The organism is Geobacillus sp. JS12 (assembly GCF_001592395.1).
Taxonomy (GTDB): Bacteria; Bacillota; Bacilli; order Bacillales; family Anoxybacillaceae; genus Geobacillus; species Geobacillus zalihae.
This window is the reverse complement of the sequence record NZ_CP014749.1, coordinates 470,126-489,275: the sequence shown is the minus strand read 5'-3', so window position 1 is coordinate 489,275 and position 19,150 is coordinate 470,126. Positions and strand designations below refer to the sequence as shown.

Below are 19,150 nucleotides of genomic sequence, written 5' to 3'. Positions count from 1 at the left end.
TTGCCTGGCTTGTGCTTGTTTGCCAAAAATAAACGGCGCGCATGTGACTTGTCGACATGCGCGCCTCTATCCGTTCCTTTCCCCCATCGGTTTGACCGTTTTATTCTTTTTCTCCGCCCTCATTGTCATGCTCGCAGCCATCACATTTCCCATAAAGCGTTGTCACTTTTTCATCTTCGAAATACGCAATCGTCGCATCACACGTTTGACATACGATCGTGCCCATCCCCAAAACCCCTTTGTGATGATAAATCCGCTTGTTGATTTCATAATAATATATCACATTTAAATTGTCAATCCTAATTTGTATATCACATTTAATAAAAAAAGAACTTTTTTGAAACCGCTCTTTTTCCATTTATTGTCCGCCAACATATGGTACAATAAGGATAAAGACGCAATGGAAATGGTGGGAGGGGAAGGAATGATGAACACCGATCTAAAGCTGCCTGCGGGGAAAACGATGACCATCGAGGACGTCAAACAGCTGCTCGAGCGCTACCAGATGGCGCTCAAAAAGACAGGGGAACAGCTTGGTTGGGCGTACGAACAGGCCGCTTTCCCGTATACGGTCCGCATACACGAATCCGTTCTCTACTTGCAAGGCGACGGCCGTTTGTACAAAGGGATGGCGATTTCCGTGCGAACAGCTGGAGAAGAGACATTCATTGACATCGCACTGCCGCCGGGGGCGACGCATGGGGATAAAGGGAAGGCCAATGAATTCAGCAAATGGCTGGCGAAAACGCTCGGCGGTGAACTGCACTTGTTCAGCGGCCGGACGATGGTGTTTGGCAGCGCGTAAACAGCGGGCATTCGACCGCTGTTTTTTATTGAACGGCCTGCCAAATGACATGCTGACCGGCAAAGTACACCGCCGCCGTCCCAATCGTCGTCAGCGCCGCCTTGCGCGTCGCCAAGCCGAGCTGGCGGGCCAGCAAAAACGCGATGTACATAAAGATGCACAGCATCAGCCCGCGGAAAAACAGGCGGTCTCTTCCTGACAGCCACTCGATCAATGAGAAACTGCTCCAAATCATCATCTGCATCAAAAATGCAACGTAAGCTTTCATTTCAACTCCATCTCCCGCTTGTTCTTTACCATAACGATATGAGGCGAGAGCGGAAAATAGTATGGGAAATTGGACAAGAAATGGACCAGGCCGCTTCTTTGGACAAAAGACTGTCGACCGAGCGCAGCAACAGGCGAACATACAGCTGCCGCCGCAGATTCATTTCTTTTCTGCCCATCATCTTGCTTCTGGATGATGTTCCCTGCTTATTGCACCGCAGGAAAAAGGTGCCCCGCTGTGTTTGGGGCACCTTCGTTTTCCGTTACTTCGCAATGATATGAATCGGCGTGCCAAGCGCCACTTCCGCCGCTTCCATGGCGATTTCGCCAAGCGTCGGATGGGCGTGAATCGTCAAGGCGATATCTTCCGCCGTCATGCCGGCTTCAATGGCCAGCCCAAGCTCGGCGATCATATCCGAGGCGTTCGGGCCGATGATTTGCGCTCCAATCACAACGCCGTCTTCTTTGCGGACGACAAGCTTCAGGAAACCGTCCGTATCGTTGAGCGACAGAGCGCGGCCATTGGCGGCAAACGGGAATTTCGCCGTAATGACGTCGATGCCTTCCTCTTTCGCCTGTTGTTCAAAGTAGCCGACCGAGGCGCATTCCGGATCGGAGAAGACCACAGCCGGAATGGCGATGTAATCCACTACCGACGGATGGCCGGCGATGGCTTCCGCCGCCACTTTCCCTTCATACGACGCTTTATGAGCAAGCGCCGGGCCTGGAACGATGTCGCCGATGGCGAAAATGTTCGGCACGCTTGTCCGGCATTGTTGGTCCACTTCAATCAAGCCGCGGTTCGTCATTTTGATGCCGATTTGTTCAAGACCAAGTTCATCTGTATTCGGTCGGCGGCCGACCGTCACCAACACATAGTCGGCGTCGATCGTTTTCGTTTCGCCGTTCGCCTCATACGTGACCGTCACGCCGTCTGCACGCTCTTCGGCTCCTTTTGCGAGCGCATTCGTCACAACTTCGACCCCTTTGTTCTTCAGACGGCGCTTAATGATGGACACCATTTGCTTTTCAAAGCCGGATAAAATCTCACCAGCCCCTTCCAGAATCGTCACTTTCGCACCAAAATTGGCGTAAGCCGTACCGAGTTCGATGCCGATGTAGCCGCCGCCGATGACAACGAGCGATTTCGGGATTTCCCCGAGGTTGAGCGCACCGGTCGAGTCGAGAATGCGGCCGGAAAACTTGAAGTTCGGCAGCTCGATCGGACGCGAACCGGTGGCCAGAATCGCGTTTTTAAACGTATACGTCTGCGCGCTGTCGCCGTTGACCACGCGCACCGTATTGGCGTCGACGAAGTACGCTTCCCCTTTGACAATGTCAACTTTGTTGCCTTTGAGAAGTCCTTCGACGCCGCCCGTCAATTTTTTGACGATGCTCGCTTTCCATTCTTGCACTTTCGAGAAATCAACCGTGACGTTTTCCGCCTTGATGCCCATCTCGTCGGAATGTTTCGCCTGCTCGTAGCGATGGCTTGCCGAGATGAGCGCCTTGGACGGGATGCACCCGACATTTAAGCAGACGCCGCCCAAATTTCCTTTTTCCACAATCGTCACTTTTTGGCCGAGCTGTGCGGCGCGGATGGCGGCGACATAGCCGCCAGGGCCGGCGCCAACGACGAGCGTTTCTGTTTCAATTGCAAAATCGCCAACTACCATCGTTTTACGCCTCCATTAATAATAATTCTGGATCACTTAACAGCTGCTTGATATGGTTGAGCGCTTTTTGCGCTGTCGCTCCGTCGATCATCCGATGGTCAAAGCTGAGCGAGAGCGCCAAGACCGGAGCAGCGACAATTTCACCGTCGCGGACGATCGGTTTTTCGGCAATGCGGCCGATGCCAAGAATCACCACTTCCGGATGGTTGATGACCGGCGTAAACCATTGCCCGCCGGCTGAGCCGATGTTCGTGATCGTGCACGATGCGCCTTTCATTTCGTTTGGCATCAGTTTGCCTTCGCGCGCTTTTTCAGCGAGTTCGTTGATTTCCTTCGCCAGCGCGAAAATCGGCTTCCGGTCGGCATGTTTAATGACCGGCACGAGCAACCCTCGATCCGTATCAGCGGCGATGCCGATGTTGTAGTAATGCTTATGAATAATTTCCTCCGTCGCATCGTCGATCGATGTATTCAGCACCGGATATTCACGCAACGCGGAAACAAGCGCTTTGACGACATACGGCAAGAACGTCAGCTTGATGCCTTTTTCCGCGGCAATGGCCTTGAATTTTTTTCGGTGAGCAACAAGCTTCGTCACATCGGCTTCGTCCATCAGCGTCACGTGCGGGGCCGTATGTTTCGAATGCACCATGGCCTTGGCGATCGCCCGACGGATGCCGCTCATTTTCTCGCGCGTTTCCGGGAATTCGCCTTCCGGCACAACCGGTTTCGCCGCTGGCGCTTGCGGCGATGCCTTCTCTTCCGCCGCTTGCGGCGTCGGCTCAGCCGCGGCTTTCGCGCCGCCGGCGAGGAAGGCATCAATATCTTCTTTCAAAATGCGGCCGTTTTTCCCCGTGCCTTGGATGAGGCGGATATCGACGCCTTTTTCACGCGCATATTTGCGCACAGACGGCATGGCGATGACGCGGCGGTTCGGGTCAGCCTCCGCTTCAGCTGCCGGTGCGCTCGGAGCAGCGGTCTCAACCATTTCCTTTTTCGACACCGTTTCCGCTTTTTCCTCTTTTTTCACTTCTTCGTGTTCTTGTCCTTTAAACGTCATGTTTTCATAGCCCGGCGCATCGAGCGTAATGAGCGTTTGCCCAACCGTCGCCACCGTTCCTTCCGGGACGAGAATCTCAAGCACTTTCCCTTTGACAGGAGATGGGATCTCGACGACCGCTTTGTCGTTTTGCACTTCGCACAACACGTCGTCTTCGTTCACTTCATCGCCCGGCTTGACGAACCATTTGACGATCTCGCCTTCGTGAATTCCTTCGCCAATGTCCGGCAGCTTAAATTCAAATGCCACTGTAGGTCGACCTCCTATCGTTTGCCGAAAATGAGTGGGGGAAGGCGCTTCGCTCCCCCGGACTTGTCCAAATTAGAAGTTGATCACTTTTTTCGCCGTCTCGATCACGTCTTTAAAGTTCGGCAGCCACACCGATTCTGCTTGAGCGAACGGATAGACGGTATCCGGCGCGGCGACGCGCAATACAGGCGCCTCAAGGCTTAAAATCGCGCGCTCGTTAATTTCAGCAACGACGTTGGCGGCGATGCCGGCTTGCCGTTGCGCTTCTTGAACGACGATGGCGCGGCCCGTTTTTTCGACCGAACCAATGATCGTCTCAATATCGAGCGGCTGCACGGTGCGCAAGTCGACGACTTCGGCAGAAATGCCTTCTTTCTCTAATTCTGCCGCCGCCTTTAACGATTCATGCACCATGGCCCCGTACGCGATAATCGTAATGTCTTTCCCTTCACGCTTAATGTCTGCTTTGCCGATCGGAATTGTGTACTCTCCTTCCGGCACCTCTTGTCGGAACGAACGGTACAGTTTCAAATGCTCAAGGAAAATAACCGGGTCGTTGTCGCGGATCGCCGAGATGAGCAATCCTTTCGCATCATACGGCGTCGACGGGATGACGACTTTCAAGCCCGGCTGTTGGGCGACGAGTCCTTCTAAGCTGTCTGAGTGCAATTCTGGCGTATGGACGCCGCCCCCAAACGGCGAACGAATCGTAATCGGAACATGGTAGCGGCCGCCAGTGCGGTAGCGGATGCGCGCCATTTGTCCGCAAATCGCATCCATCGCCTCATAGACGAACCCGAAAAACTGAATTTCCGGCACCGGGCGAAACCCTTGCAAAGCCAAGCCGATCGCCAAACCGCCAATCCCCGATTCGGCCAGCGGCGTATCAAACACACGTTCTTCGCCAAACTCAGCTTGCAGCCCTTCGGTCACCCGGAATACGCCGCCGTTGACCCCAACGTCTTCGCCAAACACCAGCACGTTCGGATCGTTTCTCATCTCGATGCGCAGCGCATCGGTGATCGCTTGAACCATTGTCATTTGCGCCATGGCTTACTTCGACTCCTTCTCTTTATAAATTTCATACTGCTCTTTTAAGTTCGCCGGCAGCTCTTCGAACATGATGCTGATTAAGTCGGTCACTTTTTGTTTCGGCGTTTCGTCCGCTTTTTTGATCGCTTCCTTGATGTCCTCTTTCGCCTGCTCGATGACGCGGTTTTCTTCCTCTTCGCTCCATAAACCTTTCGCTTCTAAAAACTTGCGGAAGCGGACAAGCGGGTCTTTTTTCGCCCATTCGTTTTCGAGTTCTTTCGAACGATAGCGCGTCGGATCGTCGCCGGACATCGTGTGCGGACCGTAGCGGAAGCAAAGCGTTTCGATGAGCGTCGGCCCTTCGCCGTTAATGGCGCGTTCGCGGGCTGCTTTCACCGCGGCGTAGACCGCAAGCGGATCCATGCCGTCGACTTGAATGCCCGGAATGCCGGCAGCGACCGCTTTTTGCGCCAATGTTTTGGCGACCGTTTGCTTCTCCACTGGCGTCGAGATGGCAAAGCGGTTGTTTTGCACAACAAAGATGGCCGGTGCCTTAAACGCCCCCGCGAAGTTGATCCCTTCATAAAAGTCGCCTTGCGATGTGCCCCCATCGCCGGTATATGTAATGGCCACCGCCTTTTTGCCTCGCATTTTCAAACCGAGCGCCACGCCGGCCGCTTGAATGTATTGAGCCCCGATAATAATTTGCGGCGGCAAGACGTTGACGCCTTCAGGAATTTGATTGCCATGAAAGTGGCCGCGCGAGAACAAAAACGCTTGATAAAGCGGAAGCCCGTGCCAAATGATTTGCGGAACGTCGCGATATCCCGGCAAAATGAAATCTTCTTTCTCAAGCGCAAAATGGCTGGCGATTTGGCTCGCTTCTTGCCCGGCGGTCGGCGCGTAAAACCCGAGTCGGCCTTGGCGGTTCAACGAAATGGAGCGCTGGTCGAGGATGCGCGTATACACCATGCGGCGCATCAGCTCTTTCAGCTGCTCATCGCTTAACTCCGGCATCGCCTCTTCGTTGACGATTTCGCCTTCTTCATTCAAAATTTGAAACGTCGGGAACTGCTCGGCTACTTTCTCGAGCTGCTCCGCAAATCGAAACTGGGAGGTTTTCACACCCATGTCATCCACCTCTGCCTTTCATGAGAAATTTTAGAAATGAGAATACATTCACCCATATACTATTAATGTACCCAAAATGAAAGAGAAATAAAAAACGGCCGCCATCCGGCGCCAACGCAAGCAACAAAGGCGCCGAAATCTGTTTCACTATTTTTCAAGATTGAATTAGTACAATACGCATTTACAAGTTTTAGTTTACACGTTCTTGGATCAACCGTCAACGACTTTGATTTCTCATGTTTTTTCGTTTTATCTTTTGGGTGAAATTGGAATTGGTAATATTCCGCCCGCAAACTGTTATATTACATCCCTCACCATCTGTATGAGTCCTGTATTATATTTTCACAAAATACAAAACACACAGTGGCTTGACAAGATAATGAAAACGTTTTCTCGAATTTGTCTTATTGTTTTCCTTATACTCGAATAATATATTCGTGCGGTTGCGTTTTTATTTACGATCGATGCTCATTTTGTTAGACTAAACGATAGACAGCGATGCCAAACGTAGGGAGTGAACGAAGCGAATGATCACGATGAAGGACATCATCAAAGAGGGGCATCCGACATTGCGGAAAATCGCCGAACCCGTTCCGTTGCCGCCTTCAGAGGAAGATAAGCGCATTTTGCAAAGCTTGCTTGACTACGTGAAAATGAGCCAAGACCCGGAGCTGGCAGCGAAATACGGCCTGCGGCCCGGCATTGGCCTTGCCGCCCCGCAAATCAACGTCTCAAAGCGGATGATCGCCGTCCATGTCACCGATGAAAACGGGACGCTGTACAGCTACGCCTTGTTCAATCCGAAAATCGTCAGCCATTCCGTCCAGCAATGTTACTTGACGACCGGGGAAGGCTGCCTGTCGGTCGACCGCGACGTGCCGGGGTATGTGCCGCGCTATGCCCGCATCACGGTCACTGGGACGACGATCGACGGCGAAGAAGTCACACTGCGCTTAAAAGGGTTGCCGGCCATCGTCTTCCAACATGAAATCGATCATTTAAACGGCATTATGTTCTATGACCGCATCAACCCCGATGACCCGTTTCAAGTGCCGGACGGAGCGATTCCAATCGGGCGCTAAAAAGCCCGCTGTCAATGGCGAGCGGCCTCGCCGAAAAGGCCAAGGCCGCTTTTTATCGGATGAGCTGCAGCTGTTTCAATCCGTACCAAATGCCTTCCTTATCGACCGGCTTCGTAACGAAGTCGGCGACCCTTTTCACTTCCTCATGGGCGTTGCCCATCGCCACCCCGGTTCCGACAAACGACAGCATTTCAATATCATTCAATCCATCGCCGAACGCGTACACATCCTTCTTATCGATCCCGAGCTTTTCGATCATCATGCGGATGCCTTCCGCCTTCGAGCCCCCTGCCGGCAGCACATCCGTCGAGACGTCGTGCCAACGGACGAAGCGAAATTCGGGATAGTTGCGCACATACGGTTCTTCTTCCTCGGCGCGGCAAAACAGAAGCGCTTGGTAAATGTCTTTGTTCTCATAATAAAGAGGGTCGACAGGCGGGTGGGCGAATTTTAGGCTCGCCATGCTGACGTGGATGTGCGGATGGTCGCTGATGCTCGCTCTCATTTTCTCCGCATCCATAAAGACGAGCGGATGGCCGTTTTTGTGGGCTTCCTCCGTCAGCGCCCTGACTTTCTCGCGCCGGAGCGGCTGCTTGTATAGCACATTCCCTTCAAAAACGACGTATTGGCCGTTGAAACTGACGAACGAATCGATGCCAAGCTGTTTGCGCACATGCTCAAACATAAACGGAGCGCGTCCGGTGGCGATGGCGACATAAACGCCCGACTGCTTCAGGCGGCGAACCGCTTCGATCGTTGATGTCGGCAGCTGCTTTTGCTCATCAAGAAGCGTGCCGTCGATGTCGAAAAAGACGATTTTTCTGCCCACGTTCACTTCCCCTTGTAAAAAAATTGTTCATTGTTTACCGTACTGAAAAACGCCCGGAATGTCAACCAAGAGGCACGATCTGTTCCATTTTTACCCATGAAAAACAAACCTCCGCCTACATATCATATAGAATAGAACATTTACTTTCACCGCAAAATGAGTACAATAAAAGGTAAGGAGTGATGAAACATGTTGAAAAAGCTGAAAAAAAAGCTGCTTCAACAGTGGAAAGACCTGCTCCGGAAAAAATTGATCGCCTGACCGTTACAACAACAGCCCTTCCATTCGAAGGGCTTCTTTCCCACTTTGGCGAATAAAGCGGGCAACATTCGTCAAAGATGATGCATATCGTCGGCACATCTCACGCCTGTTTTTTGCTTTTGGCAACAAAATACATGAAAAGAACGTTACATTCTTATATAATAGATAGAGCAACCATTGTACGATAAGGAGAGATTTCACGATGATTTTCAAAGTGTTTTACCAAGAAAACGTAGACGAGGTGCCCGTGAGAGAAAAAACGAAAACACTCTACATCGAAGCAGAATCAGAGCGGGATGTACGCCGAAAACTCGAAGGCCGTCCGATCAATATTGAGTATATTCAGCCGTTAGAGGGAGCGCATCTAGAATACGAAAAGAAAAGCCCGAACTTTCAAGTATTGGAGATTTCATCATGAAGCTGTTAGCTGACCAGCAAGTTGGCGTTTTTGCCCTCGGCGGACTGGGTGAAATCGGAAAAAATACATACGGCGTACAATTCCAAGACGAAATTATTGTCATTGACGCAGGCATTAAGTTTCCGGAAGATGAGCTGCTTGGGATCGACTATGTCATTCCAGACTACTCCTATTTAGTGAAGCACGCGGACAAAGTGAAAGGACTGTTCATCACCCACGGGCACGAAGACCATATCGGCGGCATTCCGTATTTGCTCCGGCAGGTGAACATCCCGATTTACGGCGGCAAATTAGCGCTTGGGCTGATTCGCAATAAGCTTGAGGAACATGGATTGTTGCGCCAAGCGAAACTCATTGAGATTCGCGAAGACGATGTCATCCGCTTCCAAAAAACGGCCGTCACCTTTTTCCGGACGACACACAGCATTCCGGACAGCTACGGTATTGTTGTGAAAACGCCAGTCGGGCAAATCGTTCACACTGGGGATTTTAAATTCGACTTTACGCCGGTCGGCGAGCCGGCCAATTTGACAAAAATGGCCGAAATTGGGAAAGAGGGAGTTCTTTGCCTGCTGTCGGACAGCACGAACAGCGAGATCCCGCATTTTACGATGTCGGAGCGGCGCGTCGGTGAAAGCATTCACGACATTTTCCGCAAGGTGGAAGGACGCATCATTTTTGCCACATTTGCATCCAACATCCACCGTCTCCAACAGGTGACGGAAGCAGCCGTCGCCAACAACCGAAAAATCGCTGTCTTCGGTCGAAGCATGGAAGCGGCGATTGAGATCGGACAAGACCTCGGCTATATCAAATGTCCGAAAGGCACGTTCGTCGACGCGAACGAAATCAACCGCCTGCCGGCCAACCGGGTGACGATTTTATGCACCGGCAGCCAAGGGGAGCCGATGGCCGCCTTGTCGCGCATCGCCAACGGCACGCACCGGCAAATTCAAATCATCCCGGGCGACACGGTCGTCTTTTCCTCATCGCCGATTCCGGGCAACACGGTGAGCGTCAACCGGACAATCAACATGCTGTACCGCGCCGGTGCAGAAGTCATCCATGGCCCGCTCAACGACATCCATACGTCCGGCCACGGTGGGCAGGAAGAACAAAAATTGATGATCCGGCTGATGAAACCGAAATATTTCATGCCGATCCACGGCGAATACCGCATGCAAAAAATGCACGCCAAACTCGCCATCGACTGCGGCGTGCCGGAGGAAAACTGCTTTATTATGGACAACGGTGAAGTGCTTGGCATCAGCGACAAAGAAGCGCGCATCGTCGGCAAGATCCCGTCCGGCTCCGTCTACATCGACGGCAGCGGTGTCGGCGACATCGGCAACATCGTCTTGCGCGACCGCCGCATTTTGTCTGAGGAAGGGCTTGTGATTGTCGTCGTCAGCATCAACATGAAAGAGTTCAAAATCGCCGCCGGCCCGGACATTATTTCTCGCGGCTTCGTCTATATGCGTGAGTCAGGCGACTTGATCAGCGAAGCGCAAGTGTTGATCTCCAAGCATCTCGAAAAAGTGCTGGAACGGAAAACGAACCAATGGTCGGAGATCAAAAACGAAATTACGGAAACACTCGCTCCGTTCTTGTACGAGCGGACGAAACGGCGGCCAATGATTTTGCCAATCATCATGGAAATCTAAAGAAAAAAGGGTGTCCTTGCAAAAGGATGCCCTTTTTCCGTCATCATCATGCACAGGCCGCCTGCCAGCCGTCAACCGACCACTTTTTCCTCAAACCGGTCAATGTCGCTGTCAGCGCCGATGACGACCAACACGTCGCCTTTGCGGATGATTTCCGAAGCGAGCGGGGAGACGATGACGCTTGCTCCACGCTTGATGGCGACGATGTTGATGCCATAGCGGGCGCGGATGTCAAGCTCCAAAAGCGAATGGCCGTCAAGCCGCTCGCTTGCCACGATTTCAACAATGCTGTATTTGTCCGACAGCTCCAGATAATCTAGGACGTTGTTGGAAATCAAATTGTGAGCGATCCGCTCGCCCATGTCGCGCTCTGGATGCACGATTTGATCAGCGCCGATTTTTTTCAGCACTTTCTCATGGTAATCGTTCGTTGCCTTGACCGTAATATGGTTGACGCCGAGCTCTTTTAAAATCAGGGTCGTCAAAATGCTCGCCTGGATGTTGTCGCCGATCGCGACAATGACATGGTCGAAGTTGCGGATGCCTAAACTTTTCAGCACGTTTTCATCGGTCGTGTCGCCGACGACGGCGTGCGAAGCGATCGACGCAAATTCGTTTACCCGGTCTTCATCAATATCAATGGCCAATACTTCCATCCCTTGTTCGCTCAGCGTCCGGCAGATGCTGCCGCCAAAGCGCCCGAGGCCGATGACGGCAAACTGTTTCTTTTTCATTGACACTCCTCCATCGTTGATCAAGCATTGTTTCTTCCCCTTATTTTAGCAAAAAAGAAAAAGGAACGAAAACGTTCTTCGTTCCTTTTCCACCATTCCTTTACGCTATGCGATTTCGCCATTTCGCCAAAAACGGGCTGCCAGCGCACACAGTCCGAACGTTCGTCATCAGCGAAGTTTTTCTTCGACTTTTTGGCAAATCTCTTCTGCGGTGAGCCCGCTCGCTTCAATGACCGGACCGGACGTCACGATGTTGTGAATGCCGGCGATATTGGCGTCCAGGCCGGTAATGACGCAGCAGTCGCAGCCTCTTGCGTCTTGCTCCCCTCGGAGCGGCACAACGTCATATCCTCGCTCTTTCAACGCTTCCTGTACATCCGTCAACGATGGCTCAACACCAATTTTCGCCATCACAATCCACCTCCTCACACTCATTAATGTGTGTTGCTAGAGGCGGAACTATACTTCATTCTGCGTTTCCTTTCCATGAAAAATAGTCGATTAAAAACGCGATGGCGCGGTCGATCGCTTCCTCGTTCGGAACCAGTTTTGCATGGTGCAGCCCATATGGCGAATCAACACCGAGCCAAAACATAAATCCAGGAATTTCCGCCAACATATAGCCGAAATCTTCGCCAGTCATCGCTTCTTTGCAACGGATCACATTCACGCCGCCGTGCGCCTTGGCAAACTTCATAAATTCCGCTGTCAGATCCGGATCATTGTACACTTCATGGTACATGGCACCGTAATCGATGGATGTTTCACATTCGTACGCAACTTCAATGCCATGCACGATCGCTTCAATCCGCCGCTTCACCTTCTGCATCGCTGCAGTCGACAGCGTCCGAATCGTTCCTTCGAGCCGGGCGTGCTCCGCAATGACGTTTTGCACCGTCCCGCCGGCAATTTTTCCGATCGTAATGACCGCGCTGTCAAGCGGATCGACGTTGCGGGCGACGATCGACTGCAGCTGCGTCACCAATGCGCAGGCGGCGACGACCATGTCATTCGCTAAATGCGGAAACGCCGCGTGGCCACCTCTTCCCTTCAAATCAATAAACAGCTCCGACGTATTGGCAAACAGCAACCCTTCTTTCGTTGCAATCGTACCGACTGGATATTCCGGCGCAATATGCAAGGCGACGATCATATCCGGCTTCCATTCCCGCATGATGTCGCTTTCTAACATTGGCTTTGCTCCGCCCGGTCCTTCCTCGGCCGGCTGGAACACAAACAGCAAATCATCTTCCAATGGATGATGAGCAAAATGGGTGAGCACGCCAAGAGCGATGCTCATATGCACATCGTGGCCGCACGCGTGCATGTGCCCTTCATGTTTCGACCGATACGGCAAGCCGGTCTCCTCGCGAATCGGCAGCCCGTCCATATCGGCGCGGTAGCCGATCGTTTTGCACGGCGATGTTCCGTTGACTTTGACGAAAATCCCGGTTTTCCACGTCCGGACTTGAAGCCGCTCTTGCGGCAGGGACTGGATATAGCGAAGCAAATATTGCTGCGTCTTAAACTCCTGAAACCCAAGCTCCGGAATTTGATGCAAGTCGCGGCGAATGGCGACAAATGGGCTGATCGCAGACATCGTCTCTCCTCCATGGGTAAAAAAGCTGTCCTCGTGTGAAGGGACAGCTTTTATGATGATTATAATTGGCGAAGCTCCTGCTTAATCTCCGTTTTCGCCCGCGTTTGCTCGTCGATCTGCTTAATGACGCGCGCCGGCACGCCAGCCACGACCGTATACGGCGGCACGTCTTCGACAACAACGGCGCCGGCAGCCACAACCGCTCCTTTGCCGACTGTGACGCCTTCCAAAATAACGGCATTCGCCCCGACGAGCACATCGTCTTCAATGACGACCGGCTTGGCTGATGGCGGCTCGATCACGCCTGCCAACACCGCGCCGGCGCCGATATGGCAGTTTTTCCCGACCGTCGCCCGGCCGCCGAGCACCGCGTTCATGTCGATCATCGTTCCTTCGCCGACGACGGCGCCGATATTGATGACCGCTCCCATCATAATGACGGCGTTGTCGCCGATTTCGACATGGTCGCGGATGATAGCGCCCGGCTCAATGCGCGCCCTGATGCCTTTCAAATCCAAAAGCGGAATGGCCGAGTTGCGGCGGTCGTTCTCGACGACATAGTCCTCGATTTTGTCTTGATTCGCTTCGATTGCCGCTTGAATGTCTTGCCATTCGCCAAACACGACGCCGACGTTGCCGGTAATAAACGTTTTCGCGCTTGAGCCGAAATCGATGCCTTCGAGATCCCCTTTTATGTATACTTTGACTGGTGTCGATTTTTTGCTGTTTTGAATAAAGGAAATGATTTCATTGGCGTCCATCATCTTCATGGGCGATATCCTCCTTTACACCTGTATTCTTTTTTACTTTAGCAAAACAGAGATCATTGTGACAAGCACAAATTCATCGAGCAAAATGCTGTAAATATCTTCTCGAAGGCTTGTACTTGCGGAAGTTGCCACGCAGCTTCCGAACTGATCAGCCAAAGCCAGCTGCTCTTGTTATTGCACACGATTACCTTTCTACTCATTGTTCAGCCTCTTTTCGGCCTAGCTTCCGGCCGCCATTAGGCCTGTGCAGCTGTTTATTCAGTTGCTTCAGTACTTCCCGTCGAGTGAAAATGCCTGCAAAATAGCCGTCGTCATTTTCCACACACACGAACGGATGGTTGACAATAAGCCCCACTGCCTTCATCAGGCTGTCGTCAAGCCGCAGGCGCGGAATGTTTCGGTTCATCACTTCTTCGACCTTCATCGTCTCGAGACGTTCAAATTCGATGCGCTCCAATCCTAAAATGGCATCCATCATCATCGTCATGCTGATGAGCCCGTGAAGCTTATAAGATGTGTCCAATACCGGAATCGCCGAATAGCCGGTTTTCGTCAGGACGAGCAGCGCATGATCCAAATAATTTCCCGGCTGCACATGCGCCACTTTATCCGCCGGAATCAGAAATGGCTTGACAGTCATTTGCATGAATTCATTGTGTTCCCATGTCATGCCGATGTTCCGCCTTTCTTCTGCATCTTCTCCTCTCCACACTGTTATCATACCATAAAAAAGACTATCGCTTCCTGCGATAGCGATAGTGCACAACAATTTTTATCCTTCCTCTTCCTCTGTCAACAGGCGGTCGTATAAACGCAACAGCTGCCGGTACCGGTGTTCATCGACCTCCTTGTCTCCGTTTTCGATATCCGCCAGCTCGGAGCGGATGAGCTCGAGTGCATATTGCTGGCTGAACAAAACGTCAAGCAATAACGCCGCTTCCTCGCCCGACAGCCTTGTCGGCAGCCGCTTCGTCATCTCCATTCCCCTTTGCCTCTTCCGCTTCCATATATATTCGCCGGCAAAGGAAAAAAGTCATGGAAAAAACCGTCATTTCCAAGCGACCAAAAAACGGTTTTCTCTCCTTGAAAGCAGACAGATGCGTGATATTTTGTGCATGGCGGCCATCAAAAAAGGTGTCCCGCCTTGTTGGGACACCTTCCGTTCAATCATATCGAAGCGCCAAATAACCGATGGCAAACACAGCAAGCAAGACGGCGAGCACATACGCAAGCAATATCGGGTTGCGCAAATAGGCATGCTCCTCGACCGTTTTCGGGATCGGCCCGTCAAGCTCTCCTTGCCAGCGCTGCTGGCGGCCGAGACGGACCGTATAGATAAATCCAATCACCGCAATCAATACAGAAAGGACAGATAATACGAAAGTCAGCTGTGCCATACGTTTCACCTCATGCTTACTTTGCCGCAATGAGGCGATTTTATGCAGTCAATAATGGGCGTCATGCTCAAACAAATAGCTGTACGACAAGTCAATAAACAAGTAATGGCGCTCATCGATCGGATACGAATACGTCCGGATCGTTTCCCCTGTTTCAATATCCGTGTATAAATCGGACAAAATCCCTCTTCGGCGCGAGCGCATGCGAATAATGTTTTCCAAAAAATATGGGCGCCAGCTCCAGTTTTTCATATAATATTGCGGCTGAAGCTCCCACCGGCCGCCGCGCTTGAACATATTGCCCGACTGTTGGAAGCCGTCCTCATCACAAACATAAATGCGGAAGCAAACATCGTCGAGCTCGCCGGCCAACAGGGAAATGAGCTCGTTAAAATCGGCGGCTTTTTTGTATTTGCCAAGCAGCGCGCTGATCCGCTGCTGAAACTGCTCAGCAATTTGATACAGCGTTTCAAGCTTTTTCTTTTCCTGCTGGATGAAGCGATGGCACTCTTGGCGGAGCAAGTCTTTCAACAAATCGCGCGGCACAACCTCAGGCGCCGGCTTGGCCAAATAATACCCTTGATAATAGCGGCCGCCATGCCGCCAAGCATACTGAAGCTGAAATGACGTTTCGATGTCCTCATACAGGAGCGTCGCTCCGATTTTGCGCGCCAACAGCGAAATCGAGTGAACGATTTCCTGGTATGCTTGATGAACGGACGTTTTCCGCAATTCACGCAAATCGATTTTTAAAATGTCAGGCGACAAGACGCCGATTCGCTCAAGATGAATGCTATGTTCGGCGATGTTGTCGACCGCCACTTTAACGCCGTATGTACGAAGATACGTCAATAGATGGCTGAGCTGATCGACGTCTCCCTTGAAATGCTGCTCGTTGATTTCCAAAACGATGCGGCTTAGCGCCAACCCTTTCGCTTCGTAGGTGAGAAGCAGCTGCAAAAACGACTCGCCGCGGTCAAGCATCAGCAAGTTGGCATCACGGTTTAAAAAAATGAGCAACGTTTGATCATCAAGCGACAGAAAATAGTCGAGCGCCTTTTTCGTAACCACATCATCTACTTCGATGCGAAATTCTTCTGGAATGGCTTCATCGTGAAAAAACGGCCCAAGGCTGACCGGCCCTGTTTCCGTTTGAAACCGACCGAGCACTTCATAGCCGACGACCCCATGCTCATCGGCGCTGAAAATCGGTTGATAGTGCGGAATCACTTGCGGCAAGTTGGCCATAACGTCTAATGCATCCATCGTGCCCACCTCATTCCCATCGACCATCTTTGCCTTTATTATAGCATAATTGCCCAATCGTTCCTGACGTAAAAAAGCGGCTCCCCTGACAGCAGGGAATCCGCTTGTGACAAAAGCCGTTACGTGCAATGAGCCGGTTGCCCGCGATCAATGAAGAAATACCGCCTGCAATCCCTTTTGGGTGAGGACCATCTTTCTTTACGGCAAATTTGAGTGAACTACCCACCACCTACGCTTCACTTAGAGATGGGGGCTTCAAGCGACTTGTGTGTGTTCGCCGAACGGTAAGCCACACACAAGAACCCTTTACGCTTCCCTTCGTTCCGAAGGTGTCCGTTCTAGCCATATTCTATCCTATTCGTTGGCTAACGCCAACCGAAATTCATCTCCCACTTTCACTTCGTTTCAAAGTGGGAGACTTCTTTCGGAAAGATGTTAAAACGGCCGCCGGTTCAGCCATTGGCCGCCGTCGACTGTGATGCAAGCGCCGTTAATGTAAGCGGCTTCATCCGAAAGCAAAAACGAGGCGACCGCCGCGATTTCTTCCGGCGTCCCGAGCCGCCCGAGCGGCACGCTTTCCAACGTCATCCGCTCCGCTTCCTCTGATTCCCAAAGCCGCTCCGCCCCGCCGGTCCGTTCGATCGGTCCGGGAGCGATCGCATTGACGCGGAAGCCGTACTTTTTCCCCCATTCCACAGCAAGCGTGCGCGTCATGGCCAGCACTCCAGCCTTGGCGCTCGCTGAATGAATGACCCCGGCGCCGGCATGCCAGGCATATGTCGCAACGATGTTGATAATGTTCCCTTTCAAGCCGCGCTGAATCCAGTAGTTGCCGACTTCCCGGCTGCAGTAAAACGTGCCGTTTAACACAATGTTAATGACGCTGTTCCAGCCGTTGATCGACAACTTTTCCGCCGGGCAAATGAAATTGCCCGCCGCATTGTTGATGAGGGCATCGATGCGGCCGAATTCCGCATCAGTCCGCTCCACCATGTGCGCCACTTGTTCCGGGTTGCGCACATCCATCGGGATCGTAAGCACTTTCCCTCCATCCGGCGCGGCGATTTCCCGCTTGGCCTCTTCGAGCGCCTCGGCCCGCCTTCCCGTAATGACGACGTTGGCCCCCTCAGAAACAAACCGCTTCGCCATATATTTCCCCATTCCGCTCGACCCGCCGGTCACAATGATCACTTTTCCATTCATCCATTTCTCCTCCTATGACTGATTACTCATTCATTTCTATCATATCATAAAATAGCGGAATATTCGAACATTATTGTTCCCCTATTGTCCTTCTCTCCCCTTTTCGTTATAATAAAGCTACTTGTGAAAGGACGGCGAAACGATGCACCATATCGAAACAACCAAACTAAGCCGGCGCGCCTTTTTGAAAAAGCTGGCGCGCACAAGTTTCAGCGCAGCGCTGGCGATGGCAGCCGCCTCTGGCTACGCCCGCTGGATTGAGCCAGCCGAGCTGACCGTGACGCACCATGCACTGTCGCATCCGCTGATCCCAAAGTCGTTTGCCGGCGTCAAGCTGCTGCAGTTCAGTGATCTCCATCTCGGCCATTATTACGGCTTGGAACGCTTTTACCGCATCATGGGCCGCATCAACGAACTCGGGCCCGATCTCGTCGTATTCACAGGCGATCTGCTCCATGAGGCGAACCGGTATCGGCACGTCGACGCGGTCGCTGAGGCGTTGGCCGGCGTCCGCGCTCCTCTTGGGAAATTTTGTATTTACGGAAACCATGATCACGGCGGCTATGGAACAGATATTTACCGTCGATTGATGGAACGAGCCGGGTTCCGCGTTCTCGTCAATGAGCATGCACTCGTCCGGCGCGGCCACGGGGCGATCGCGATCGCCGGCAGCGACGATATGATGCTCGGACGCCCGGACTGGTCGAAAATGACCAACGGCATTCCGCGGGCGACATATACGATCGCCCTCGTTCATGAGCCGGACGGTGCCATTGAGGCTCGCCGCTTCCCTATTCACGTTCAACTGTCTGGCCATAGCCACGGCGGGCAAATTCAGTTGCCGTTTATCGGGCCGCTTATCACGCCGCCGTTGTCTGAGCGGTATTATGAAGGGTTTTACCACGTCGGCGGACTCTTGTTGTACGTCAACCGCGGCCTTGGCACGACGCGGGTGCCGCTTCGCTTCTTCGCTCCGCCGGAGTTGACCGTTTTTTCGCTTACCCCCGGCTAGAAGTAGGACAAACCGACCAACAACGCTGCTTCCTATGTTATAATAGAAAGAAAAAAGGAGACATGCCGATGAAACCGTTGCAATTGACGGTCGACAATATTGCCAAAGCGATTTTTACCGTCAACCGCCATGCGAAAACCGCGTTGAATCCCGCATTCCTTTATCTTCTAAAGAAAAAGGCGATTGAAAAGCTGCTCGAGGAGGGGAAGGCGAAAAAAGTGGGCCTCCATTTTTCCCGCAATCCGAAATACAGCCAACAACAATCCGACGTGCTTGTCGCCGTCGGCGACTACTACTTCCACATCCCACCGACAAAACAAGATTTCGCCGCCCTTCCGCACCTTGGCGCTCTCAACGATTCATACCGCAACCCTCCGGCTCGGATGCCGCTGTCAGAGGCAAAAGCCATTCTCATGGCCTACACCGGATTAAAAGAAAAGCCGGAACAAAAGCCGAAACGGCTGACAAAACCCGTATTTAAACGACTCGGCGACCGCTATTAAGCGGACGCCTGTTTTTTCAACAAGGGGGGCATCTTAGCACCGAGCCGGCAGCAGAAACATCGATCTCTCTTTTGTTTCACCCTGTTTTTTCACCAATCCTAAAAATACCCGAACTCCAAAATGTGTAAAGTGGCAGCGCTCAATATAGGGACATGTTCATCCTTCTGCTGATGACGAATTTTTTTGTGGCT

General features: G+C 52.2%; 23 protein-coding genes. 7 read left to right on the top strand and 16 right to left on the bottom strand.

Annotated features, from left to right (window positions below; genetic code table 11):
* Positions 1 to 100 precede the first annotated feature (100 nt).
* Positions 101 to 226 carry a GapA-binding peptide SR1P gene (locus tag A0V43_RS02495; protein ID WP_063192309.1) on the bottom strand — a complete coding sequence of 42 codons (126 nt, stop codon included), beginning with the start codon at positions 224 to 226 and terminating at the stop codon, positions 101 to 103.
* A gap of 198 nt (positions 227 to 424) precedes the next feature.
* On the opposite strand from A0V43_RS02495, the gene A0V43_RS02490 reads away from it, so the two are divergent.
* Positions 425 to 805: a DUF1885 family protein gene (locus tag A0V43_RS02490; protein WP_013145895.1), complete on the top strand. Its 381-nt coding sequence runs from the start codon at positions 425 to 427 to the stop codon at positions 803 to 805.
* Between the two features lie 25 nt (positions 806 to 830).
* On the opposite strand, the gene A0V43_RS02485 is transcribed toward A0V43_RS02490, so the two are convergent.
* The 5 genes from A0V43_RS02485 to pdhA form a co-directional block, all read right to left on the bottom strand.
* Complete coding sequence (locus A0V43_RS02485) at positions 831 to 1,073, bottom strand: hypothetical protein (protein ID WP_011230562.1); 243 nt, start codon at positions 1,071 to 1,073, stop codon at positions 831 to 833.
* Positions 1,074 to 1,335: 262 nt separating this feature from the next.
* Positions 1,336 to 2,748, bottom strand: a complete 1,413-nt coding sequence (gene lpdA, locus A0V43_RS02480; protein WP_013145896.1) for a dihydrolipoyl dehydrogenase — start codon at positions 2,746 to 2,748, stop codon at positions 1,336 to 1,338.
* 4 nt (positions 2,749 to 2,752) lie between these two features.
* Entirely contained in the window at positions 2,753 to 4,057 is a 1,305-nt protein-coding gene (locus A0V43_RS02475) for a dihydrolipoamide acetyltransferase family protein (RefSeq protein WP_063192308.1), read from the bottom strand.
* Between the two features lie 72 nt (positions 4,058 to 4,129).
* Positions 4,130 to 5,107: a pyruvate dehydrogenase complex E1 component subunit beta gene (gene pdhB / locus A0V43_RS02470; protein WP_011230559.1), complete on the bottom strand. Its 978-nt coding sequence runs from the start codon at positions 5,105 to 5,107 to the stop codon at positions 4,130 to 4,132.
* Positions 5,108 to 5,110: 3 nt separating this feature from the next.
* Positions 5,111 to 6,220: a pyruvate dehydrogenase (acetyl-transferring) E1 component subunit alpha gene (gene pdhA / locus A0V43_RS02465; protein WP_013523311.1), complete on the bottom strand. Its 1,110-nt coding sequence runs from the start codon at positions 6,218 to 6,220 to the stop codon at positions 5,111 to 5,113.
* A gap of 527 nt (positions 6,221 to 6,747) precedes the next feature.
* Here pdhA and def point away from each other — a divergent pair.
* The gene (def, locus tag A0V43_RS02460; protein ID WP_011230557.1) at positions 6,748 to 7,302 is read left to right on the top strand and encodes a peptide deformylase; all 555 of its coding nucleotides are present in this window, start codon (positions 6,748 to 6,750) and stop codon (positions 7,300 to 7,302) included.
* A 52-nt stretch (positions 7,303 to 7,354) separates the two neighbouring features.
* Here def and A0V43_RS02455 read toward each other — a convergent pair whose 3' ends face one another.
* On the bottom strand, positions 7,355 to 8,131 hold the full coding sequence (locus A0V43_RS02455; protein ID WP_063192307.1) for a Cof-type HAD-IIB family hydrolase: 777 nt from the start codon (positions 8,129 to 8,131) through the stop codon (positions 7,355 to 7,357).
* Between the two features lie 182 nt (positions 8,132 to 8,313).
* Here A0V43_RS02455 and A0V43_RS20765 point away from each other — a divergent pair, with 182 nt between their 5' ends.
* The 3 genes from A0V43_RS20765 to rnjA all read left to right on the top strand — a co-directional run bounded on the left by A0V43_RS20765 (position 8,314) and on the right by rnjA (position 10,474).
* On the top strand, positions 8,314 to 8,448 hold the full coding sequence (locus A0V43_RS20765; RefSeq protein WP_014195339.1) for a hypothetical protein: 135 nt from the start codon (positions 8,314 to 8,316) through the stop codon (positions 8,446 to 8,448).
* 146 nt (positions 8,449 to 8,594) lie between these two features.
* Entirely contained in the window at positions 8,595 to 8,810 is a 216-nt protein-coding gene (locus A0V43_RS02450) for a DNA-dependent RNA polymerase subunit epsilon (RefSeq protein ID WP_063192306.1), read from the top strand.
* On the top strand, positions 8,807 to 10,474 hold the full coding sequence (gene rnjA, locus A0V43_RS02445; protein ID WP_063192305.1) for a ribonuclease J1: 1,668 nt from the start codon (positions 8,807 to 8,809) through the stop codon (positions 10,472 to 10,474). The genes A0V43_RS02450 and rnjA overlap by 4 nt, the downstream gene beginning before the upstream one ends.
* Positions 10,475 to 10,545: 71 nt before the next feature.
* Here the strand turns inward: rnjA and A0V43_RS02440 are convergent, their stop codons facing one another.
* From A0V43_RS02440 to fadH, 9 genes are all read right to left on the bottom strand, one after another.
* Positions 10,546 to 11,208: a potassium channel family protein gene (locus A0V43_RS02440; RefSeq protein ID WP_013145901.1), complete on the bottom strand. Its 663-nt coding sequence runs from the start codon at positions 11,206 to 11,208 to the stop codon at positions 10,546 to 10,548.
* Between the two features lie 168 nt (positions 11,209 to 11,376).
* Positions 11,377 to 11,619 carry a YkuS family protein gene (locus A0V43_RS02435; RefSeq protein ID WP_011230551.1) on the bottom strand — a complete coding sequence of 81 codons (243 nt, stop codon included), beginning with the start codon at positions 11,617 to 11,619 and terminating at the stop codon, positions 11,377 to 11,379.
* 55 nt (positions 11,620 to 11,674) lie between these two features.
* Positions 11,675 to 12,808 (bottom strand): N-acetyldiaminopimelate deacetylase, encoded by a 1,134-nt coding sequence (locus tag A0V43_RS02430; protein ID WP_063192304.1) that lies wholly within the window; start codon positions 12,806 to 12,808, stop codon positions 11,675 to 11,677.
* 59 nt (positions 12,809 to 12,867) lie between these two features.
* Complete coding sequence (gene dapD, locus A0V43_RS02425) at positions 12,868 to 13,578, bottom strand: 2,3,4,5-tetrahydropyridine-2,6-dicarboxylate N-acetyltransferase (RefSeq protein WP_063192303.1); 711 nt, start codon at positions 13,576 to 13,578, stop codon at positions 12,868 to 12,870.
* A 196-nt stretch (positions 13,579 to 13,774) separates the two neighbouring features.
* The gene (cbpB, locus tag A0V43_RS02420; RefSeq protein ID WP_011230548.1) at positions 13,775 to 14,248 is read right to left on the bottom strand and encodes a cyclic-di-AMP-binding protein CbpB; all 474 of its coding nucleotides are present in this window, start codon (positions 14,246 to 14,248) and stop codon (positions 13,775 to 13,777) included.
* 102 nt (positions 14,249 to 14,350) lie between these two features.
* Positions 14,351 to 14,554: an antirepressor AbbA gene (gene abbA / locus A0V43_RS02415; RefSeq protein WP_013145903.1), complete on the bottom strand. Its 204-nt coding sequence runs from the start codon at positions 14,552 to 14,554 to the stop codon at positions 14,351 to 14,353.
* A gap of 187 nt (positions 14,555 to 14,741) precedes the next feature.
* Complete coding sequence (locus A0V43_RS02410; RefSeq protein WP_063192302.1) at positions 14,742 to 14,975, bottom strand: hypothetical protein; 234 nt, start codon at positions 14,973 to 14,975, stop codon at positions 14,742 to 14,744.
* Between the two features lie 48 nt (positions 14,976 to 15,023).
* A complete protein-coding gene (locus A0V43_RS02405; RefSeq protein ID WP_063192301.1) occupies positions 15,024 to 16,241 on the bottom strand; it encodes an EAL domain-containing protein in 1,218 nt (405 codons plus the stop codon).
* Positions 16,242 to 16,676: 435 nt separating this feature from the next.
* Entirely contained in the window at positions 16,677 to 17,444 is a 768-nt protein-coding gene (fadH, locus tag A0V43_RS02400; RefSeq protein WP_013523307.1) for a 2,4-dienoyl-CoA reductase, read from the bottom strand.
* 142 nt (positions 17,445 to 17,586) lie between these two features.
* On the opposite strand from fadH, the gene A0V43_RS02395 reads away from it, so the two are divergent.
* Both A0V43_RS02395 and A0V43_RS02390 read left to right on the top strand, forming a co-directional pair.
* On the top strand, positions 17,587 to 18,456 hold the full coding sequence (locus A0V43_RS02395) for a metallophosphoesterase (protein WP_063192300.1): 870 nt from the start codon (positions 17,587 to 17,589) through the stop codon (positions 18,454 to 18,456).
* Between the two features lie 68 nt (positions 18,457 to 18,524).
* The gene (locus tag A0V43_RS02390) at positions 18,525 to 18,959 is read left to right on the top strand and encodes a YkyB family protein (protein ID WP_015374330.1); all 435 of its coding nucleotides are present in this window, start codon (positions 18,525 to 18,527) and stop codon (positions 18,957 to 18,959) included.
* The last annotated feature ends 191 nt before the right edge of the window (positions 18,960 to 19,150 follow it).

Bases quoted from the DNA above. Each gene is read 5' to 3' on its own strand.
- A0V43_RS02495 (WP_063192309.1), bottom strand. From the start codon at position 226: ATGGGCACGATCGTATGTCAAACGTGTGATGCGACGATTGCGTATTTC.
- A0V43_RS02490 (WP_013145895.1), top strand. From the start codon at position 425: ATGATGAACACCGATCTAAAGCTGCCTGCGGGGAAAACGATGACCATC.
- A0V43_RS02485 (WP_011230562.1), bottom strand. From the start codon at position 1,073: ATGAAAGCTTACGTTGCATTTTTGATGCAGATGATGATTTGGAGCAGT.
- lpdA (WP_013145896.1), bottom strand. From the start codon at position 2,748: ATGGTAGTTGGCGATTTTGCAATTGAAACAGAAACGCTCGTCGTTGGC.
- pdhB (WP_011230559.1), bottom strand. From the start codon at position 5,107: ATGGCGCAAATGACAATGGTTCAAGCGATCACCGATGCGCTGCGCATC.
- pdhA (WP_013523311.1), bottom strand. From the start codon at position 6,220: ATGGGTGTGAAAACCTCCCAGTTTCGATTTGCGGAGCAGCTCGAGAAA.
- def (WP_011230557.1), top strand. From the start codon at position 6,748: ATGATCACGATGAAGGACATCATCAAAGAGGGGCATCCGACATTGCGG.
- A0V43_RS20765 (WP_014195339.1), top strand. From the start codon at position 8,314: ATGAAACATGTTGAAAAAGCTGAAAAAAAAGCTGCTTCAACAGTGGAA.
- A0V43_RS02450 (WP_063192306.1), top strand. From the start codon at position 8,595: ATGATTTTCAAAGTGTTTTACCAAGAAAACGTAGACGAGGTGCCCGTG.
- rnjA (WP_063192305.1), top strand. From the start codon at position 8,807: ATGAAGCTGTTAGCTGACCAGCAAGTTGGCGTTTTTGCCCTCGGCGGA.
- A0V43_RS02440 (WP_013145901.1), bottom strand. From the start codon at position 11,208: ATGAAAAAGAAACAGTTTGCCGTCATCGGCCTCGGGCGCTTTGGCGGC.
- A0V43_RS02435 (WP_011230551.1), bottom strand. From the start codon at position 11,619: ATGGCGAAAATTGGTGTTGAGCCATCGTTGACGGATGTACAGGAAGCG.
- A0V43_RS02430 (WP_063192304.1), bottom strand. From the start codon at position 12,808: ATGTCTGCGATCAGCCCATTTGTCGCCATTCGCCGCGACTTGCATCAA.
- dapD (WP_063192303.1), bottom strand. From the start codon at position 13,578: ATGAAGATGATGGACGCCAATGAAATCATTTCCTTTATTCAAAACAGC.
- cbpB (WP_011230548.1), bottom strand. From the start codon at position 14,248: ATGACATGGGAACACAATGAATTCATGCAAATGACTGTCAAGCCATTT.
- abbA (WP_013145903.1), bottom strand. From the start codon at position 14,554: ATGACGAAGCGGCTGCCGACAAGGCTGTCGGGCGAGGAAGCGGCGTTA.
- A0V43_RS02410 (WP_063192302.1), bottom strand. From the start codon at position 14,975: ATGGCACAGCTGACTTTCGTATTATCTGTCCTTTCTGTATTGATTGCG.
- A0V43_RS02405 (WP_063192301.1), bottom strand. From the start codon at position 16,241: ATGGATGCATTAGACGTTATGGCCAACTTGCCGCAAGTGATTCCGCAC.
- fadH (WP_013523307.1), bottom strand. From the start codon at position 17,444: ATGAATGGAAAAGTGATCATTGTGACCGGCGGGTCGAGCGGAATGGGG.
- A0V43_RS02395 (WP_063192300.1), top strand. From the start codon at position 17,587: ATGCACCATATCGAAACAACCAAACTAAGCCGGCGCGCCTTTTTGAAA.
- A0V43_RS02390 (WP_015374330.1), top strand. From the start codon at position 18,525: ATGAAACCGTTGCAATTGACGGTCGACAATATTGCCAAAGCGATTTTT.